Origin of the sequence: Methylopila capsulata (assembly GCF_016907975.1) — a bacterium.
Classification (GTDB): Bacteria; Pseudomonadota; Alphaproteobacteria; order Rhizobiales; family Methylopilaceae; genus Methylopila; species Methylopila capsulata.
Window position 1 is genome coordinate 953263 of record NZ_JAFBCY010000002.1, and the last position, 15553, is coordinate 968815.

At 69.7% G+C, this 15553-nt stretch carries 21 protein-coding genes and 1 tRNA gene; 6 read left to right on the forward strand and 16 right to left on the reverse strand.

The window, feature by feature from the left end; genetic code table 11:
* Positions 1-3 precede the first annotated feature (3 nt).
* Positions 4-90 (reverse strand) — tRNA-Leu (locus JOD31_RS10140).
* Between the two features lie 156 nt (positions 91-246).
* Between JOD31_RS10140 and JOD31_RS10145 the strand changes: the two genes are divergently transcribed.
* Both JOD31_RS10145 and JOD31_RS10150 read left to right on the forward strand, forming a co-directional pair.
* The gene (locus JOD31_RS10145) at positions 247-828 is read left to right on the forward strand and encodes a YqaA family protein (RefSeq protein ID WP_020187309.1); all 582 of its coding nucleotides are present in this window, start codon (positions 247-249) and stop codon (positions 826-828) included.
* Between the two features lie 5 nt (positions 829-833).
* Positions 834-1376, forward strand: coding sequence for a disulfide bond formation protein B (locus tag JOD31_RS10150; RefSeq protein WP_204950202.1), 543 nt, complete (start codon positions 834-836; stop codon positions 1374-1376).
* Here JOD31_RS10150 and JOD31_RS10155 read toward each other — a convergent pair.
* From JOD31_RS10155 to hisB, 14 genes are all read right to left on the reverse strand, one after another.
* Positions 1340-2104 (reverse strand): L,D-transpeptidase, encoded by a 765-nt coding sequence (locus JOD31_RS10155; protein WP_204950203.1) that lies wholly within the window; start codon positions 2102-2104, stop codon positions 1340-1342. The genes JOD31_RS10150 and JOD31_RS10155 overlap by 37 nt on opposite strands.
* A gap of 261 nt (positions 2105-2365) precedes the next feature.
* The gene (locus tag JOD31_RS10160) at positions 2366-2923 is read right to left on the reverse strand and encodes an HNH endonuclease (RefSeq protein ID WP_024816549.1); all 558 of its coding nucleotides are present in this window, start codon (positions 2921-2923) and stop codon (positions 2366-2368) included.
* Between the two features lie 65 nt (positions 2924-2988).
* Positions 2989-3672: an alpha/beta hydrolase gene (locus JOD31_RS10165; protein WP_204950204.1), complete on the reverse strand. Its 684-nt coding sequence runs from the start codon at positions 3670-3672 to the stop codon at positions 2989-2991.
* Positions 3669-4229 (reverse strand): DNA-3-methyladenine glycosylase family protein, encoded by a 561-nt coding sequence (locus tag JOD31_RS10170; RefSeq protein ID WP_246482415.1) that lies wholly within the window; start codon positions 4227-4229, stop codon positions 3669-3671. The genes JOD31_RS10165 and JOD31_RS10170 overlap by 4 nt, the downstream gene beginning before the upstream one ends.
* 119 nt (positions 4230-4348) lie before the next feature.
* Positions 4349-5305, reverse strand: a complete 957-nt coding sequence (gene coaA / locus JOD31_RS10175; RefSeq protein WP_204950205.1) for a type I pantothenate kinase — start codon at positions 5303-5305, stop codon at positions 4349-4351.
* On the reverse strand, positions 5305-5628 hold the full coding sequence (locus JOD31_RS10180; protein ID WP_204950206.1) for a phosphoribosyl-ATP diphosphatase: 324 nt from the start codon (positions 5626-5628) through the stop codon (positions 5305-5307). The genes coaA and JOD31_RS10180 overlap by 1 nt, the downstream gene beginning before the upstream one ends.
* A 7-nt stretch (positions 5629-5635) precedes the next feature.
* Positions 5636-6418 carry an imidazole glycerol phosphate synthase subunit HisF gene (gene hisF, locus JOD31_RS10185; RefSeq protein ID WP_204950207.1) on the reverse strand — a complete coding sequence of 261 codons (783 nt, stop codon included), beginning with the start codon at positions 6416-6418 and terminating at the stop codon, positions 5636-5638.
* A gap of 85 nt (positions 6419-6503) precedes the next feature.
* Complete coding sequence (locus JOD31_RS10190) at positions 6504-6932, reverse strand: TA system VapC family ribonuclease toxin (protein ID WP_204950208.1); 429 nt, start codon at positions 6930-6932, stop codon at positions 6504-6506.
* On the reverse strand, positions 6929-7156 hold the full coding sequence (locus tag JOD31_RS10195) for a ribbon-helix-helix protein, CopG family (RefSeq protein WP_204950209.1): 228 nt from the start codon (positions 7154-7156) through the stop codon (positions 6929-6931). Before JOD31_RS10195 ends, JOD31_RS10190 begins: the two co-directional genes overlap by 4 nt.
* A gap of 116 nt (positions 7157-7272) precedes the next feature.
* Positions 7273-8217: a PAS domain-containing sensor histidine kinase gene (locus JOD31_RS10200; protein WP_204950210.1), complete on the reverse strand. Its 945-nt coding sequence runs from the start codon at positions 8215-8217 to the stop codon at positions 7273-7275.
* Between the two features lie 137 nt (positions 8218-8354).
* Positions 8355-9095 (reverse strand): 1-(5-phosphoribosyl)-5-[(5-phosphoribosylamino)methylideneamino]imidazole-4-carboxamide isomerase, encoded by a 741-nt coding sequence (gene hisA, locus JOD31_RS10205; protein ID WP_204950211.1) that lies wholly within the window; start codon positions 9093-9095, stop codon positions 8355-8357.
* Positions 9092-9727, reverse strand: a complete 636-nt coding sequence (hisH, locus tag JOD31_RS10210) for an imidazole glycerol phosphate synthase subunit HisH (protein WP_204950212.1) — start codon at positions 9725-9727, stop codon at positions 9092-9094. Before hisH ends, hisA begins: the two co-directional genes overlap by 4 nt.
* Positions 9724-10206, reverse strand: coding sequence for a DUF2628 domain-containing protein (locus JOD31_RS10215; protein WP_204950213.1), 483 nt, complete (start codon positions 10204-10206; stop codon positions 9724-9726). The genes hisH and JOD31_RS10215 overlap by 4 nt, the downstream gene beginning before the upstream one ends.
* 22 nt (positions 10207-10228) lie before the next feature.
* Positions 10229-10822 (reverse strand): imidazoleglycerol-phosphate dehydratase HisB, encoded by a 594-nt coding sequence (gene hisB / locus JOD31_RS10220; RefSeq protein WP_204950214.1) that lies wholly within the window; start codon positions 10820-10822, stop codon positions 10229-10231.
* Positions 10823-11033: 211 nt separating this feature from the next.
* On the opposite strand from hisB, the gene JOD31_RS10225 reads away from it, so the two are divergent.
* From JOD31_RS10225 to hslU, 4 genes are all read left to right on the forward strand, one after another.
* Positions 11034-11558: a Dps family protein gene (locus JOD31_RS10225; RefSeq protein WP_204950215.1), complete on the forward strand. Its 525-nt coding sequence runs from the start codon at positions 11034-11036 to the stop codon at positions 11556-11558.
* An 89-nt stretch (positions 11559-11647) separates the two neighbouring features.
* Complete coding sequence (gene hslV, locus JOD31_RS10230; RefSeq protein WP_020187291.1) at positions 11648-12196, forward strand: ATP-dependent protease subunit HslV; 549 nt, start codon at positions 11648-11650, stop codon at positions 12194-12196.
* The gene (locus tag JOD31_RS10235; protein WP_204950216.1) at positions 12180-13232 is read left to right on the forward strand and encodes a hypothetical protein; all 1053 of its coding nucleotides are present in this window, start codon (positions 12180-12182) and stop codon (positions 13230-13232) included. The genes hslV and JOD31_RS10235 overlap by 17 nt, the downstream gene beginning before the upstream one ends.
* A 17-nt stretch (positions 13233-13249) precedes the next feature.
* Entirely contained in the window at positions 13250-14545 is a 1296-nt protein-coding gene (gene hslU / locus JOD31_RS10240; protein WP_204950217.1) for an ATP-dependent protease ATPase subunit HslU, read from the forward strand.
* Positions 14546-14848: 303 nt separating this feature from the next.
* Here the strand turns inward: hslU and JOD31_RS10245 are convergent, their stop codons facing one another.
* A complete protein-coding gene (locus JOD31_RS10245) occupies positions 14849-15418 on the reverse strand; it encodes an ActR/PrrA/RegA family redox response regulator transcription factor (protein WP_146035717.1) in 570 nt (189 codons plus the stop codon).
* Positions 15419-15553 lie beyond the last annotated feature (135 nt).

A 15553-nucleotide genomic window follows, 5' to 3' on the forward strand; every position in this document is an offset into this window, starting at 1 on the left:
CCGTGGTGCGGGTGGTCGGACTCGAACCGACACTCTGTCGCCAGAAACGGATTTTGAGTCCGTCGCGTCTACCGGTTCCGCCACACCCGCACGAGGGCCTTCGCCGAAGCGGCGCCACGATGTCGACAGAGCGTCGCACTGTCAATTCATCCTGTTACGCCGATAAAGCCCTTCCGCTCTTGCGGCCGTAGCCGACAGCTTCTACGGGAAATGCATCCGCCGACGCACCGGCGCCAAAGGCCCCCCATGCTGAGACGCCTCTACGACTGGATGCTCTCCCTCGCCGCCGGTCCCCGCGCAAAGCTCGCACTGTTCGGGGTCTCATTCGCCGAAGCCTCGTTCTTCCCGCTGCCGCCGGACATCCTGCTGGTGCCGATGACGATCGCGCGCCCGCACGACGCCTACAGGCTGGCGCTGCTGACGGGCCTCGGCTCGACGCTCGGCGGCGCGCTCGGCTACGCCATCGGCTCGCTGCTCTACGACAGCGTCGGGCTCTGGATCATCCATCTCTATGGCTACGGCGATAAGATGGACGCCTTCCGGGAAACCTACGCCCATTACGGGTTGTGGATCATCCTGCTGAAGGGCCTGACGCCGATCCCCTACAAGCTGGTGACCATCACCTCTGGCTTCGCAGGCTACAATTTCTTCCTCTTCATGCTCCTGACCGTCATCTCGCGCACGCTGCGATTCCTGGCGGTGGCCTGGATCCTCAAGCGCTATGGCGAGCCGGTACGCGAGTTTATCGAGCGGAAGCTGGCGCTGTCCGCCTTTATCCTCCTGTTCTTCGTCGTCGGCGGCTTCGTTCTGGTGAAGTACGTGGTGTGACGGCTATGGCGACCTCCCCTCTCCGCTCACCCGCAGCCGCCGGCCTCGCGATCGCGATCGTCGCCGCGGCGACCGTCGGCGGCGCGCTCGTGTTCGAGCACGGCTTCGGCTACGTGCCCTGCATGCTGTGCCTGTGGGAGCGCTGGCCCTATTACCTCGGCGCGCCGCTGGCGCTCCTCGCCGGCCTGCTCGCGCTGCGCGGCCACGCCGCGTCGAAGCTCCTGTTCGCCGGCCTCGCCGTGCTGTTCCTCGGCGGAGCCGTTCTCGGCGCCTACCACGCCGGCGTCGAGTGGGGGTTCTGGCCGGGCCCGACGAGTTGCGCCGGCGCGAACGCCGCGCCGACCTCGGCCGGCGGGCTGCTCGCCCAGATGAAGACGACGCGGATCGTCCCCTGCGACCGGGCGGCCTGGCGCCTCTTGGGCGTTTCCCTGGCCGGCTACAGCGCCCTGATCTCGTTGGGTCTCGCGGCGGTCGCGGCTCTGGCGACGCGGCGGCCGAGCCGCGCCGCCGCTCACCACCGCGCCGGCTCGGCTTCCCAGCGGTCATAGTCGCCGCCTGCGCGCGCCGGATAGGGCGCCGCGGCGATCTCCGGCGCCGGCCGCTGATCGATCTCGCCGTCCTGGATCACGACCACCGGCGTGTCGGTCGGCACGCGATCGTAAAGGTCGATGATGTCCTGGCTGAACAGGCGGATGCAGCCGCTCGACACCGCGCGGCCGATCGTGTGTGGCTCGGTGGTGCCGTGAATGCGGAACAGCGTGTCGCGATTCCCCTGGAAGAGGTACAGCGCGCGCGGACCAAGCGGGTTGTCCAAGCCCGGCGCCATGCCGCCGGCGTAGGGGCCGTACCGCTCGGGCTCGCGGGCGATCATGTCGGGCGTCGGCGTCCAGCGCGGCCACTTCGCTTTGCGGCCGACGCGCGCGGAGCCCTCGAAGGCGAGCCCCTCCTTGCCCACGCCGACGCCGTAGCGCAACGCCGCCCCACCTTCCTGCACCAGGTAGAGGAACCGCGCCTGGGTGTCGATGACGATGGTTCCCGGCGTCTCGTATCCGTCATAGGCGACCGCCTGCCGGAGCCATTTCCGGTTCACGCGCGAAATGTCGGTGGCGGGCAGCGGATAGAGTTCGTCCGGCCGCGCGCCGTACCGCGCGACGTCCGCCGGATGATGCCCGCCGCCGACGTCGAGCGCCGGTGTTTTGATCGATCCGCAGCCCGCGAGCGCGCCCGCGCCCAGCAGGACGCCGCAGAACGATCGGCGGTTGATGTTCGACGTCATTTGATTTCACCCCACAAGGACCTGCGCCAGCGCGGCGCGGGAGTCCGTCCGGTCTCCGGGCAGGGGATGGCGCCCGTCAGGGTAAAATCGAGCGAAAAAAGGGCGGCCGCGGGATGTCGCCCATCGGCCACAGTCGGAGGCGCGGCTTGAAAACCAAGCGCTTCGCCTCTCGCCCGCGGCCCGGAAACGCTGGCCGTCACGGGCTTTTGAGTGCCCATTGCGCGACTCAGGCCACGCTCAAGCTGCCGCCGTCCGCTGGCGCTACGGCTCGAGCTCGCTGTCCCAGTAGAGGTAATCGAGCCAGCTGTCGTGGAGGTAGTTCGGCGGAAAGGCGCGGCCGTTCTGGTGCAGGTCGTGCACCGAGGGCTGGAACGGGGTCTGCGCCGGGTACATCCCGCAGTCGGCCGGCATCTGACCGCCCTTCCGAAGGTTGCAGGGCGAGCAGGCCGCGCAGACGTTCTCCCAGGTGGTCTGGCCGCCGCGGGAGCGCGGTATGACGTGATCGAAGGTCAGGTCTTCGCGCGTCCCGCAGTACTGGCAGGAGAAGCGGTCGCGCAGGAACACGTTGAACCGGGTGAACGCAGGGTTGCGCGCCGGCTTCACGTAGGTTTTCAGGCACACCACCGAAGGCAGCTTCATCTCGAAGCTGGGGCTGTGCACTTCGCGGTCGTAGTGGGAGATCACGTTCACGCGGTCCAGAAAGATCGCCTTGATGGCGTCCTGCCAGGACCACAGCGACAACGGATAGTAGCTGAGCGGACGGTAGTCCGCGTTCAACACCAAGGCCGGGCACGCGTCAGGTGAAACGGCGACCGTCACCGAGCACTCCTTGCATGAGCGCCGGCGCGCCGGCCGACGCTTGGTGATACTCTACATGTCGTGTGTCAGCCTTGTGAAGCCATACGAGCGAATGTTTTTCGAGGGGCGAAGGCGCTCGCCAGGAAGGCCGCGCCCTGGCGCAGACCCTCCCCGTCGATGCCGTGCCCGAGGCCGGGCGAGAGGTGCCATTCGCAGGGAATCTCCGCCGCTCCGAGGCCGTCCGTCGCGGCGAACAGCGCGTCGATCGGAATGACCTCGTCGCGGTCGCCGTGGATCAGCAGGATCGGCGGCTTTCCCGTCGCCTCGTCCTTCAGGACCTCCGGCGACACCAGCATGCCGGAGTAGCCGAGGATCGCCGCGGGCGGGACCTTGCGGCGCAGGCCGACGTGCAGCGCCATCATCGTGCCCTGGCTGAAACCGATCAGCGCCAGCCTGTCAGGCGCGACGCCGGTGCGCACGAGTTCGGCGTCGAGGAAAGCGTCGAGGTCGGGACGGGCGGCGATCACGCCTCGGCGGCGCTCGTCGGGGTCGCGGAACGTCAGCGGAAACCACTGCCGGCCCATGGGCGAGCCCGGAAGCAGGGAGGGCGCGTGCGGCGCGACGAAGGCCGCGTCCGGCAGCAGCAGCTGCCACTCCCGGCCGATCGCGATCAGGTCGTTTCCGTCCGCCCCGTAGCCGTGCAGGAAAACGACGAGCGCTTTGGCTTGGCCGGACGCGGGGGCGAGGCGGGGTCCGTCGATCGCGGTCATCGAAGCTCCTCGGCAGTCTCGGGTCGGTGCGGGGTCGGCGCGCCGTCGCGGCCGCCGCGGCGCTTCAGGTAATAGGCCCAGAGCAGCTGCGCCGCCACTCCCCGCAGCGGCCGCCAGCCCTCGGCCAACGCTTCGGCGGCCCGCCGGTCCGGCCGCGCCGGCAGGCCGAACGCCTCCTTCAGCGCGGCCTGCACCGCGATGTCCCCGCCGGGGAAGGCGTCGGGGCGGCCGTGGGCGAACAGCAGAAAGACGTCCGCCGTCCAGGGGCCGACGCCGGACACGCGCAGCAGCGCCGCGCGCGCTTCCGCCTCCTCCATCTGCTTCAAGGCCTCGAGGTCGAGGCCGTTCTCAACCGCGTCGCAAAGGGCCCGAACCGTCCTCAGCTTCGGGCGCGAAAGGCCTGCGGCCCGAAAGACCCCGTCCGGCGCGGCGGTGAGCGTCGCGAGGTCGAGCCGCCCCAGCGCCGCTTCCAGCCGGCCGTGGATCGCCTTCGCGGCCGCGACGGAGATGAGCTGCGAGTTGACGATCCACACCAGCCCCGCGAGATCGGGCGTCAACGTCCGGAGCGACGGCGGGTCGCAGACCGCGCGGACGGCGTCCAGCCGCGGGTCGAGCGCGCAGAGCCGGTCCAGCGCGGCGTCGAGCTGCGGCCGCGTGAGGATGCGGTCCGAGGCGATCAGATCTTCCGCAGCCGGACCTCGTCGATCCGGTGGCTGCGGCCCTTCTTCAGGATCAGGTCGGCGCGCGGCCGGGTGGGGCGGATGTTCTCGCGCAGGTTCGGTAGGTTGATGTCGGCCCAGAGCTTTTCCGCCTGCTCCATCGCCTCGGTCTTCGACACCTGGGCGTATTTGCGGAAGTAGGACTGCGGGTCGCGGAACGCGGTTTCGCGCAGCCGCATGAAGCGCTCCACGTACCAGCGGTGGAGCAGCGGCTCGTCTGCGTCGAGGAAGATGCCGAAGTCGATGAAGTCCGACACGAAGGGCGTGACGCGGCCGTTCTGGGGCTTGTCCCCGGTCTGGAGGACGTTCAGCCCCTCGATGATGACGATGTCCGGGCGGTCGATGACCAGCTGCTCACCGCGCACCACGTCGTAGACCAGATGACTGTAGACCGGAGCGGTGACCTCGCGCTTGCCGGCCTTGATGTCGGAGATGAAGCGGATCAGCGCCTGGACGTCGTAGCTTTCCGGAAAGCCCTTGCGGTTCATCAGGCCTTCGCGCTGGAGCACCGCGTTGGGCAGCAAGAAGCCGTCGGTGGTGACGAGGTCGACCTTCGGGGTCGCCGGCCAGCGGGCGAGCAGCGCGCGCAGCACGCGTGCGGTGGTGGACTTGCCGACCGCGACCGACCCCGCCACCGCGATCACATAGGGCACCCGCGTCTCGCCGTGGCCCAGGAAGCGCTGGGTGGCGCGGAACAGCTGCTGGCGCGCGGTGACGTAGAACGCGAGCAGGCGCGAGATCGGCAGATAGATCTGCTCGACCTCGTTCACGTCGATCGGGTCGTTGAGAGAGCTCAGGCGATCGAGATCGGCGGCGTCGAGGGTCAGCGGGGTGTCGGCGCGGAGCTTCGCCCAGTCCTGCCGGGTGAAGGTGGCGTAAGGCGAGGGATTTCGGATCCGCGGCCGGTCGTCCATCAGCGCTCCCGGGAGGCCTTTTCCGCGTGGCCCGACTGCACGGTGCGGCGCTCGAGTTCGGCCATGACCTCGACGAGGTCGACCTCTCGTACCCGGAGAGCCACCAACAGGTGGTAAAGCACGTCCGCGGCCTCGGCCACGAGCTCGACCTTCGTTCCCGAGGCGGTGGCGAGCGCGGCCTCGACGCCCTCCTCCCCCAGCTTCTTGGCGCAGCGGGCGGGGCCAGCCTCCACAAGCGAGCGGGTGTAGGACTTTTCGGCCGTGGAGGCGTCGGCGCGCTGGGCGACGATGCGGGCGAGGTCGTCGAGGGTGAAGCCGGTCATCGCGCCCTCACGCCGCCGGGTCGAGCCGGACCGGCAGGCCGGCGGCGGCCATGGCGGCCTTGGTCTCGCCGATCGTGTATTCGCCGAAGTGGAAGATCGACGCGGCGAGCACCGCGCTCGCCCCGCCCTTGGTGACGCCTTCGACCATGTGGGCCGGCGTGCCGACGCCGCCGGAGGCCACCACCGGCACCGGCACCGCGTCCACCACCGCGCGCACCAGCGCCAGGTCGTAGCCGTGCTTGGCCCCGTCCTGGTCCATGGAGGTCAGCAGGATCTCGCCCGCGCCGAGGCTCGCGACCTCGGCGGCGTAGGCCACGGCGTCGAGGCCGGTCGGGCGGCGGCCGCCGTGGGTGAAGACCTCCCAGCGGTCGGGTTCGCCGGGCTGCGAGACCTTCTTGGCGTCGACCGCGACCACGATCGCCTGCGCGCCGAACTTTTCGGCCGCCCGCGCGACGACGGACCGGTCGTTCACCGCGGCCGACATGATGGAGACCTTGTCGGCGCCGGCGAGCATCAGCGCGCGCACGTCCGCCACCGAGCGCACGCCGCCGCCGACCGTCACCGGCATGAAGCAGTTTTCCGCCGTACGGGCGACCACGTCGAGCAGGATCGCCCGCTCCTCGTGGCTCGCGGTGATGTCGAGGAAGCAGAGCTCGTCGGCGCCCGCGGCGTCGTAGGCGATCGCGGCCTCCACCGGATCGCCGGCGTCGCGCAGGTCGACGAACTGGACGCCCTTGACCACGCGGCCGTCCTTGACGTCGAGGCAGGGGATGACGCGAATCTTCAGCATGCTTCAACGCCTTGTCGGTTCGCGCCCGCTCTGTCGCTCGCCTCGACGGCGCCGCGCTGACCGCCGCACACGGCTCCTTGCGCTGTCATAACACGACCAAAGCCTCGCGCCCGCCGGATACGGCGTCCGTCGCGAGGCGGCGATCGAGGGTCGCCAGACGGCCGCCGTGCTTGACCGCGAGCGCTAAGAGATAGGTGTCGGTGATCTGCTTCGACCTGAGGAGCCGTCTGCGATCGATGCCCGCGTCCGTCAGCAGGCTGACGTCGTCCGGCCAGAATTCATGTCCCGGCCAGCGCAGCGCGGCGGCCACGGTCTCGGCGACGATCGCGGGCGCGCCGGGCGAGTTCGGGTAGCTGGAATGTCCGACGATCCGGATCACGCCGTTCTGCGTCAAAGGGCAGGTCGCCCAACCGTCGGACGAGACATGGTCGAACCAGTCGTGGGCCATGGCGTGATCGACATGCTTGGTGTCGATCAGCGCGATCAGCACGTTGACGTCGAGCAGATGGATCACTCGAGCTCTTCACGCAGTTGGTTCACGATCTCGGTCGTGACCACCGCGTCAGGATTGCTGACCGGCAACACCGGAAACCCCGTCCGAGCGGGTGTCTGCGGTCGGTTCGTCAGGGAGCGCCGCGCGAGATCGGACAGCACCTCCCCGAGGCTCCGCCGCTCCCGTTCCGCAAGCGCTCTCACTGCGGAGAGAATGTCGTCGTCGATGGTCAACGTGGTGCGCATGCGGGGACCTCTAACGCATCATGCATCACGCATCAACTGAGCGGCATGTTTCGCCGGAGTCTCTGCCCGACGCACATCTCGCGTCCACGCGCGCGGCGACTGACGAACCCCGCCGCTCAGTTGCCGGCGAGCAGGGCGCACACCGGCGCGGCCAGCGTGACCACCACCCCTTCGGGCCGATAGTCGATCTTGGCCTCGCCGCTGAGGTAGCCCGACAGCGCCCGCTCGATGACGTGCGATCCGAAGCCGCGGCGTGTGGGCGGCGAGACCGGAGGTCCGCCCGACTCGCGCCATTCGAACCGCAGCAGACCGTCTTCGAACCTCCACGTGATCTCCACGCGTCCGGACTCGGTCGACAGGGCGCCGTATTTGGTGGCGTTCGTGGCCAGTTCATGAACCGCGAGGGCGAAAGCCATCGCCGCGCGGTCGGCGAGCCGCACAGGCGGTCCCTCCACGCGGACGCGCTCCTCCAGGCCATGGGGCATCAGCACGCTGCGCGCCAGCGCGTCGAGGTCGGCCTCGGCGGACGTCGTCTTCATCAGGCTGTCCTGCGCCTTGGCGAGCGCGACGAGCCGTTCTGAAATCTGCGCGTGGAAGGCCCGGGCGGCGTCGCCGCCCGCGCGCAGGGTCTGGCCGACAATCGCCTGGACGAGCGTGAGCAGGTTCTTGATGCGATGGTTGAGCTCGGCCGCGAGCAGCTTGTGCCGCTCCTCGCTGTCCTTGAGCGCCGTGATGTCGCGCGACACCGACAGGATCGACTCCGGGCGGCCGTCGCGGCCGATGATCGGGCTGACCTGCACGTCCCAGTGCCGGGAATTCCCCTTGGCGGTGTTCGCAATCTCCTGAAAGCGATAGCTGCGGCCGGCCTGCGCGGCGGCGATCGCGGCCCTGGCGTGGTCGTTGCCGCCCCCGGTCCACATGTCCGGCCAGTTGCAGCCCGCCAGCTTGCTGAAATCCTCGACCTCCATGACGCGCTGTCCGCCCTCGCTCATGAAGACGAGCCGGCCGTCGAGATCGATGATCTTGATGCAGTCGTCGGAGGCGGCGAGGACGCTGCGCATGAAGCGCGCATCCCGATCGGCTGGCGTGGTCATCGGGTTGCAATTCCGGCAGGCGCAACACGCGCCGCGCCCCTTCTACAAGAGCGTCAGGCCCTGCGCTGCACTTAAAAGATCCGCGCGGACCCCCGCCGCCCCTCTCAGAGGGGCGCCTTCGCCCCCTGCACGAGCGCCAGCGCCTCCCGGCCGTTCAGCCGGCCGTCGTAGAGCGCCCTGCCGGTGATGGCGCCGGCGATGGCGGCGTTCTCGGGCGCGAGCAGGCGGCGGACGTCCTCGATGTCGGCGAGGCCGCCGGAGGCGATCACAGGGATCGCGACGGCCTGGGCCAATTCGCGGGTGGACTCGAGGTTGAGACCGCCGAGCAGACCGTCGCGCGCGATGTCGGTGTAGATGATCGCGGCGACGCCGGCGTCCTCGAACCGGCGGGCGAGGTCGAGCGCCGTGGTGTCCGACAGTTCGGCCCAGCCCTGTACCGCCACGCGCCCGTCGCGGGCGTCGACGCCGACCGCGACCTTGCCCGGATGGGCCTTGGCGGCCGCCTTCACGAACTCGGGGTCGCGCACCGCCGCTGTGCCGATGATCACGCGGGCGACGCCGCGCTTCAGCCAGGCGTCGACCGCCTTCATGTCTCGGATGCCGCCGCCAAGCTGCACGGGGACATGCGCCTGGTCGAGGATGGAGTCGACGGCCGCGGCGTTGACGCTGGCGCCGGCGAAGGCCCCGTCGAGATCGACCACATGGATCCACTCGAAACCCTCGGCCGCGAAGGTCGCGGCCTGCGCGCCGGGATCGCGGCCGTAGACGGTCGCCTGGTCCATGTCGCCCTGGCGCAGCCGGACGACCGAGCCGCCCTTGAGGTCGATCGCGGGGTAAAGGATCACGGACGCCACCTGACGAAGTTCGCGAGCAGAGCGAGGCCGAGGGTCTGGCTCTTCTCGGGATGGAACTGGACGCCGGCGACGTTGCCGCGCGCCACCACCGCCGTCACCTCGCCGCCGTAGGTCGCGGAGGCGACGACGTCGTCCGGGTCGTTCGGCGTGAGGTGGTAGGCGTGCAGGAAATAGGCGTGCAGACCGCCCTGCCCCAGCGCCAGCCCGTCGAGCAGGGCGTGATCGCGGTGCGGGTTGAGCGTGTTCCAGCCCATGTGCGGCACCTTCAGCCGTGCGTCGCCGGGCTCGATCCGGCGGACCCGGCCGGGAATCCAGTCGAGGCCCGGCGTCTCCTCATACTCTTCGCCTGTGGTGGCGAGCAGCTGCATGCCGATGCAGATGCCGAGAAAAGGCCGCCCGCGGCGCGTCACGACCTCATCCAGCGCCTCGCCGAGGCCGGAGGCCTGGCCGAGCGCCGTGCGGCAGTCCGGGAAGGCGCCGTCGCCGGGCAGGACCACGCGGTCGGCGGAGGCCACCTGCGCGGGATCGCTCGTCACGACCACGCCCACGCCGCCGGCCCGTACCAGAGCCTTCTCGACCGAGCGGAGATTGCCGGCGCCGTAGTCGACGACCGCGATTGTCACCGCGCCGCTCCGGGCTGCGGAAAGAAGCTGAACGCCGGCTGCGCCGGGCGATAGGGCGCCGCGGACGGCTGCGGGCGCGCCGTCTCGCGCGGCTGGTCGGCGAGCCAGTCGGTGAAGAAGTGCGCCTCCGCCTCCTCCCGGCCGCGGGCGAAGACGCTGGCGGCATAGGAATAGCCGCGCCGCTCCAGAGCGCGGGCGCGCAGCCACGACGCCTCGAAGCCGACCGCGAGGTTCGGCAGCAGCGCGAAGACGAGCGCCGATCCGCCGCGAAGCTCCAGCCCCTGCGCGATCAGCGCGAGGACGATCTCCGCCGCGATGTAGAGAGCCAGCGCCATCCAGCAGCGGCGGTAGATCAGCCAGATCGCGGGCGCGAGGAAGGCGAGCTTATGAAAACCTTCGCGCAGCACGACGAAGCGTTCGGCGTCGTCGAGCGTGCGCGCGGCGCCGCCGGGAGGTTCGTAGATCAGCCAGGTCTGCAAAGTGGTCAGCCTTTGAAAGACGTCAGTCGCCGATGCGGCCCTTGGTCGAGGGCAGCCGGTCGCCGGCGCGCGGATCGAGCGCGAACGCCGTCTTCAGGACGCGCGCGAGCCCCTTGAAGCAGGACTCGGCGATGTGATGGGAGTTCGCGCCGTAGAGCGTCTCCACGTGCAGCGTCACCGCCGCGTGGGTCGCGAACGCCTGGAAGAACTCCCGCACCAGCTCGGTGTCGAACTCGCCGACCTTCTGGGTCGGAAACGCCGTGCGCCAGACCAGGAACGGCCGGCCCGAAACGTCGATCGCGACGCGGGTCAGGGTCTCGTCCATCGGCATGTGCACGTCAGCGTAGCGGGTGAGGCCCTTCATCTCGCCGAGCGCCTTGCGCACGGCCTGCCCCAACGCGATGCCGACGTCTTCCGTGACGTGGTGGAAGTCGACATGCACGTCGCCCTTCGCCCTGATCTCCATGTCGATCATGGCGTGGCGCGACAGCAGCTCCAGCATGTGGTCCAGGAAGCCGACGCCGGTCGAGATCGTCGACGCGCCCGAGCCGTCGAGGGCGACGGAGAGCGCGATGTCGGTTTCGGCGGTCGTCCGGGTCACCTCGGCGCGGCGCATGAAAGCCTCTTGAACGCCGCGAACGCAGTCGCGGATCTGTCATGGGAACGCGGGGTCGATAGCACGGCGGCGCGCCCAAGGCCAACGGGCCTCTCCCACAAGACGGCATAGCGCATGTGCGGCGCCCGCGGACGCATATCGACGGCGTCGACTTGCCCTCTACTTGGGTCCTCACCGGCGCTTCGTCCGGTTTCATCCCGAGGTGACTGCCATGGCCAAGAAACCCACCGAAGAGGTCCGGGCGCGCAAGAAGGCGGCGCTCGCAACCCCGACCGACCTCGGATCGAACGCGATCCGCGATCTCGAGGGGGCGCTGAACGCCATCCTCGCCGACACCTACGCGCTCTACCTGAAGACCAAGAATTTCCACTGGCACATGAGCGGGCCGCATTTCCGCGACTACCACCTGCTGCTCGACGAGCAGGCCGCCGAGATTCTGGCGACGACCGACGACATCGCCGAGCGCGTGCGGAAGATCGGCGGCACGACGCTGCGCTCGATCGGACACATCTCGCGCCTGCAGCGCGTCAAGGACAACAACGCCGACTTCGTGACGCCTCAGGACATGCTGGCCGAGCTCCGGGAGGACAACCGCGACCACGTCAAACGGCTGCGCGAAGTCCACGACCTCGCCGACGAACACGAGGACGTCGCGACCGCGAGCCTGATCGAGAACTGGATCGACGAGACGGAGAAACGCGCCTGGTTCCTGTTCGAGACCAGCCGCGGCGGCTGACGCCGGCGCAAGCAGCGGCGGCGACGCCCTTTTCGCCGCCGCGAGGAATGCCTACCTGTGCTCCCACGACAGTCCCTGCGGGAGCCTCCATGTCCGAGATCATTCTTCACGGGACGACGATCGTGCTCGTCCGCAAGGGCGGGCGCGTCGTCATCGGGGGCGACGGCCAGGTCAGCCTCGGCCAGACGGTGATGAAGGCGACCGCCAAGAAGGTCCGGCGTATCGCCAAGGGGCAGGTCATCGCCGGCTTCGCGGGCGCGACCGCCGACGCCTTCACGCTGTTCGAGCGGCTCGAGGCCAAGCTCGAGCAACATCCCGGCCAGCTGCTGCGCGCGGCGGTGGAGCTCGCCAAGGACTGGCGCCTCGATCGTTACCTCCGCCGGCTCGAGGCGATGATGCTGGTCGCCGACAAGAACGTGGCGCTCGTCATCACGGGGACCGGCGACGTGCTGGAGCCGGAGGACGGGATCGCCGCGATCGGCTCCGGCGGCAACTACGCGCTCGCAGCGGCGCGCGCGCTGTCGGACACCGACGCGGACGCCGAGGCGATCGTGCGCAAGGCGATGAAGATCGCGGCCGAGATCTGCGTCTACACCAACGGCAACGTGACGGTTGAGAGTCTTGAGACCGTCGGCTGACGACCTCGCCGCGGCGGTCGCGGCGGGCGTCATCGACCAGGCCGCGGCCGACCGGCTGCGCGCCTTCCTGACGCGCGACGACGAGGGGCCCTCCCCGCTCGGCGCGGCCGACCGCGAGGACGTGCGCTTCGTGCGCGGCTTCCACGACGTGTTCATGAGCTTCGGGCTGGCGGCCCTTCTGATCGGCTTCCGGCTGGCCGTCATGGCCGTGATCCCGGGAAGCGCGCACGCCGCCGCCTTCGCGCTCGGCGCGAGCGCGATCTGGGCGCTGGCCGAAATCTTCGCCCGCCGCCAGCGGCTGGTGCTCCCGAGCATCGTGCTCGCGCTCGGCTTCGTCACCTATGTCGCGACGGCGGCGACGTTCGTGTTCGGGGCGTTCGAATACGCTCCCGGCACGGCGCCGGACGCGGCTCCGTTCTTTGCGGTGGCCGGCGCCGCCCTCGCCGCCGCGATTGCGTTCAGGCTGCGCTTCCGCCTGCCGTTCTCGAGCCTGCTGATCGCGGGTGGTGTGATCGGCCTCGGGCTCGCCGCTCTCGAGACCGTCGCGCCCGGGGCTGTGGAAGCCCATTGGGACGGGGTGCTGCTCGGGCTGGGGCTTGCGGTGTTCGCCGTCGCCATGCGGTACGACCTGAAGGACCCCGGACGGGTGACCCTCGCCGCGGACCACGCCTTCTGGCTGCACCTGCTCGCCGCGCCGATGATCGTGCACGCGCTGCTCGCCTTCGCGGTCGCGAAGCCGGACGCGCCGACCGGCCCCGAGGCGGGTCTGGTCGTCGCGATCATGCTTGCGCTCGCCCTGATCGCGCTCGCGATCGACCGGCGCGCCCTGCTGATGTCCGGGCTGATCTACTTCGGCGCAGCCATCGGCGTTCTCGTCGCACAGACCGACATCGACCCCGGCGCGATCTTCGCGCTGACGCTGGTGCTGCTTGGCGGCTTCGTCGTCACGCTCGGGGCGGGCTGGCGGCCGGCGCGCCGCCTCGTGCTCGCGGGCGTTCCCTCCGCCGCCCGCCGCGCCCTTCCTCCCGTTCGGTAGAGTTTCCGAGGCCCGCCATGACCGACCTCTCCCCCCGCGAAATCGTTTCCGAGCTCGATCGGCACATCGTCGGCCAGCGCGACGCCAAGCGCGCGGTCGCGATCGCGCTTCGGAACCGTTGGCGCCGCCTGCAGCTCACCGGCCACCTGCGCGAGGAGGTGCAGCCGAAGAACATCCTGATGATCGGGCCGACCGGCGTGGGCAAGACCGAGATCTCACGCCGGCTGGCGCGGCTCGCCAACGCCCCGTTCCTGAAGGTCGAGGCGACCAAGTTCACCGAGGTCGGCTACGTCGGCCGCGACGTGGAGCAGATCATCCGCGACCTGGTCGAGGTCGCGATCGGCCTGACGCGCGAGACCAAGCGCAAGGACGTCTCCGCCAAGGCCCACATGGCGGCGGAGGAGCGGGTGGTCACCGCGCTGGTCGGCGCGACCGCGAGCCCGGCGACCCGCGAGAGCTTCCGCAAGAAGCTGCGCGACGGCGAAATGGATGAGAAGGAGATCGAAATCGAGGTCGCCTCGTCGGGCGCGCCGATGATGGAGATTCCGGGCATGCCGGGCCAGGTCGGCATGATCTCGCTCGGAGACATCTTCGGGAAGGGCATGCCCGGCCAGAAGAAGACCCGCCGCGTGCTGGTGAAGGACAGCCACGAGGCGTTGATCGCGGAGGAGTCCGACAAGCTGCTCGACCAGGAGCAGCTCGTCGCCGAGGCCATCAAGGCGGTCGAGAACGCCGGCATCGTGTTCCTGGACGAGATCGACAAGATCTGCGCCCGCGAGGGCCGCGCCGGCGACGTCTCCCGCGAGGGCGTGCAGCGCGACCTGCTGCCGCTGATCGAGGGCACCACCGTCGCGACCAAGCACGGGCCGGTGAAGACCGACCACATCCTGTTCATCGCCTCGGGCGCGTTCCATGTGGCGAAGCCCTCGGACCTCCTGCCGGAGCTGCAAGGCCGCCTCCCGATCCGCGTCGAGCTTTCGGCGCTCGATCGGGAGGACTTCGTGCGCATCCTCACCGACACCGAAGCCAGTCTCGTCAAGCAGTACGTGGCGCTGCTTGCGACCGAGAACGTGACCCTCGACATCACCGCGGACGGCGTCGACGCGCTGGCGGACATCGCCGTCGAGGTGAACTCCAGCGTCGAGAACATCGGCGCGCGGCGGCTGCAGACGGTGATGGAGCGGGTGCTCGACGAGATCAGCTTCACCGCCGCCGACCGCAGCGGCGAGACGGTGACGGTCGACGGCGACTACGTGCGCAAGTACGTCGGCGACCTCGCGAAGAACGCGGACCTGAGCCAGTTCATTCTGTAAGGCGCGCGCTTTACAGCTGTCTCAGGAGATGACGCGGGACATCCCTCCTCACGCGAAGCCTGGGGAGGGTGCCCTCGGCGCAGCCGAGGTCGGAATGGGGGTCTTGGGCGTCGAGCGCAAGGGCGTGGCGTCCGGCCCGTTCGGCGAGCCTCGTCAGGCCCGCACCCCACCCCGGCCGGGCTACGCCCGTCCACCCTCCCCTCTATCGAGGGAGGGATACCCGCGCTTCGTTCTCTCGACCGCGGGCTTATGGGCCCCGGGACAAGCCCGGGGCGACCACGGAGCGTGGGACGTCCCCAGACCTCAGCGCGGAGCGCGCTTGGCGAGGATCCGCTGAAGCGTGCGACGGTGCATGTTCAGCCGGCGCGCGGTCTCGGAGACGTTCCGGCCGCAGAGCTCGTAGACCCGCTGGATGTGCTCCCAACGCACCCGGTCCGCCGACATCGGGTTCTCGGGCGGCTCCGGCTTGTGGTCGCCGGCGCTCAGCGCGCTGTGGATCTCGTCGGCGTCGGCGGGCTTCGCGAGGTAGTCGACCGCGCCCATCTTCACCGCGGTGACCGCGGTCGCGATGTTGCCGTAGCCGGTGAGCACGACGCCCCGGGCGTCCGCCCGACGCGACTTCAGCGCCGAGATCACGTCGAGACCGGACCCGTCGCCGAGCCGCATATCGACCACCGCGAAAGCGGGGGGTGCGCGTTCGACGGCGTCGAGACCTTCGCGGACGCTCTCCGCGACCGTGACGGCGTAGCCGCGGGCTTCCATGGCGCGGCCGAGCCGCTGCACGAAGGACTTGTCGTCGTCCACGATGAGCAGCGTCATCTCGGACGCAGCTCCCACGCGAGCGTCCGCTCCGCTCGCGGCTTCGGCCGTCATCTGCATCGACATTCCAGACTTGCTCACATCGCCGCGACCTCTGCCGCGACCGATCGAAGCACTATAGGCGATGACACGGCTCCGCAACCACCGTTCACGTCAGACGGCGATCGTTCATCTTTGCTGAACGTTGAG

What these genes read in the sequence shown, in the direction of transcription:
- JOD31_RS10145 (WP_020187309.1), top strand. Translation starts at nt 247, where the DNA reads ATGCTGAGACGCCTCTACGACTGGATGCTCTCCCTCGCCGCCGGTCCC.
- JOD31_RS10150 (WP_204950202.1), top strand. Translation starts at nt 834, where the DNA reads ATGGCGACCTCCCCTCTCCGCTCACCCGCAGCCGCCGGCCTCGCGATC.
- JOD31_RS10155 (WP_204950203.1), bottom strand. Translation starts at nt 2,104, where the DNA reads ATGACGTCGAACATCAACCGCCGATCGTTCTGCGGCGTCCTGCTGGGC.
- JOD31_RS10165 (WP_204950204.1), bottom strand. Translation starts at nt 3,672, where the DNA reads ATGACCGCGATCGACGGACCCCGCCTCGCCCCCGCGTCCGGCCAAGCC.
- coaA (WP_204950205.1), bottom strand. Translation starts at nt 5,305, where the DNA reads ATGGACGACCGGCCGCGGATCCGAAATCCCTCGCCTTACGCCACCTTC.
- JOD31_RS10180 (WP_204950206.1), bottom strand. Translation starts at nt 5,628, where the DNA reads ATGACCGGCTTCACCCTCGACGACCTCGCCCGCATCGTCGCCCAGCGC.
- hisF (WP_204950207.1), bottom strand. Translation starts at nt 6,418, where the DNA reads ATGCTGAAGATTCGCGTCATCCCCTGCCTCGACGTCAAGGACGGCCGC.
- JOD31_RS10195 (WP_204950209.1), bottom strand. Translation starts at nt 7,156, where the DNA reads ATGCGCACCACGTTGACCATCGACGACGACATTCTCTCCGCAGTGAGA.
- JOD31_RS10200 (WP_204950210.1), bottom strand. Translation starts at nt 8,217, where the DNA reads ATGCGCAGCGTCCTCGCCGCCTCCGACGACTGCATCAAGATCATCGAT.
- hisB (WP_204950214.1), bottom strand. Translation starts at nt 10,822, where the DNA reads ATGCGCCGCGCCGAGGTGACCCGGACGACCGCCGAAACCGACATCGCG.
- JOD31_RS10225 (WP_204950215.1), top strand. Translation starts at nt 11,034, where the DNA reads ATGGCCAAGAAACCCACCGAAGAGGTCCGGGCGCGCAAGAAGGCGGCG.
- hslV (WP_020187291.1), top strand. Translation starts at nt 11,648, where the DNA reads ATGTCCGAGATCATTCTTCACGGGACGACGATCGTGCTCGTCCGCAAG.
- hslU (WP_204950217.1), top strand. Translation starts at nt 13,250, where the DNA reads ATGACCGACCTCTCCCCCCGCGAAATCGTTTCCGAGCTCGATCGGCAC.
- JOD31_RS10245 (WP_146035717.1), bottom strand. Translation starts at nt 15,418, where the DNA reads ATGACGGCCGAAGCCGCGAGCGGAGCGGACGCTCGCGTGGGAGCTGCG.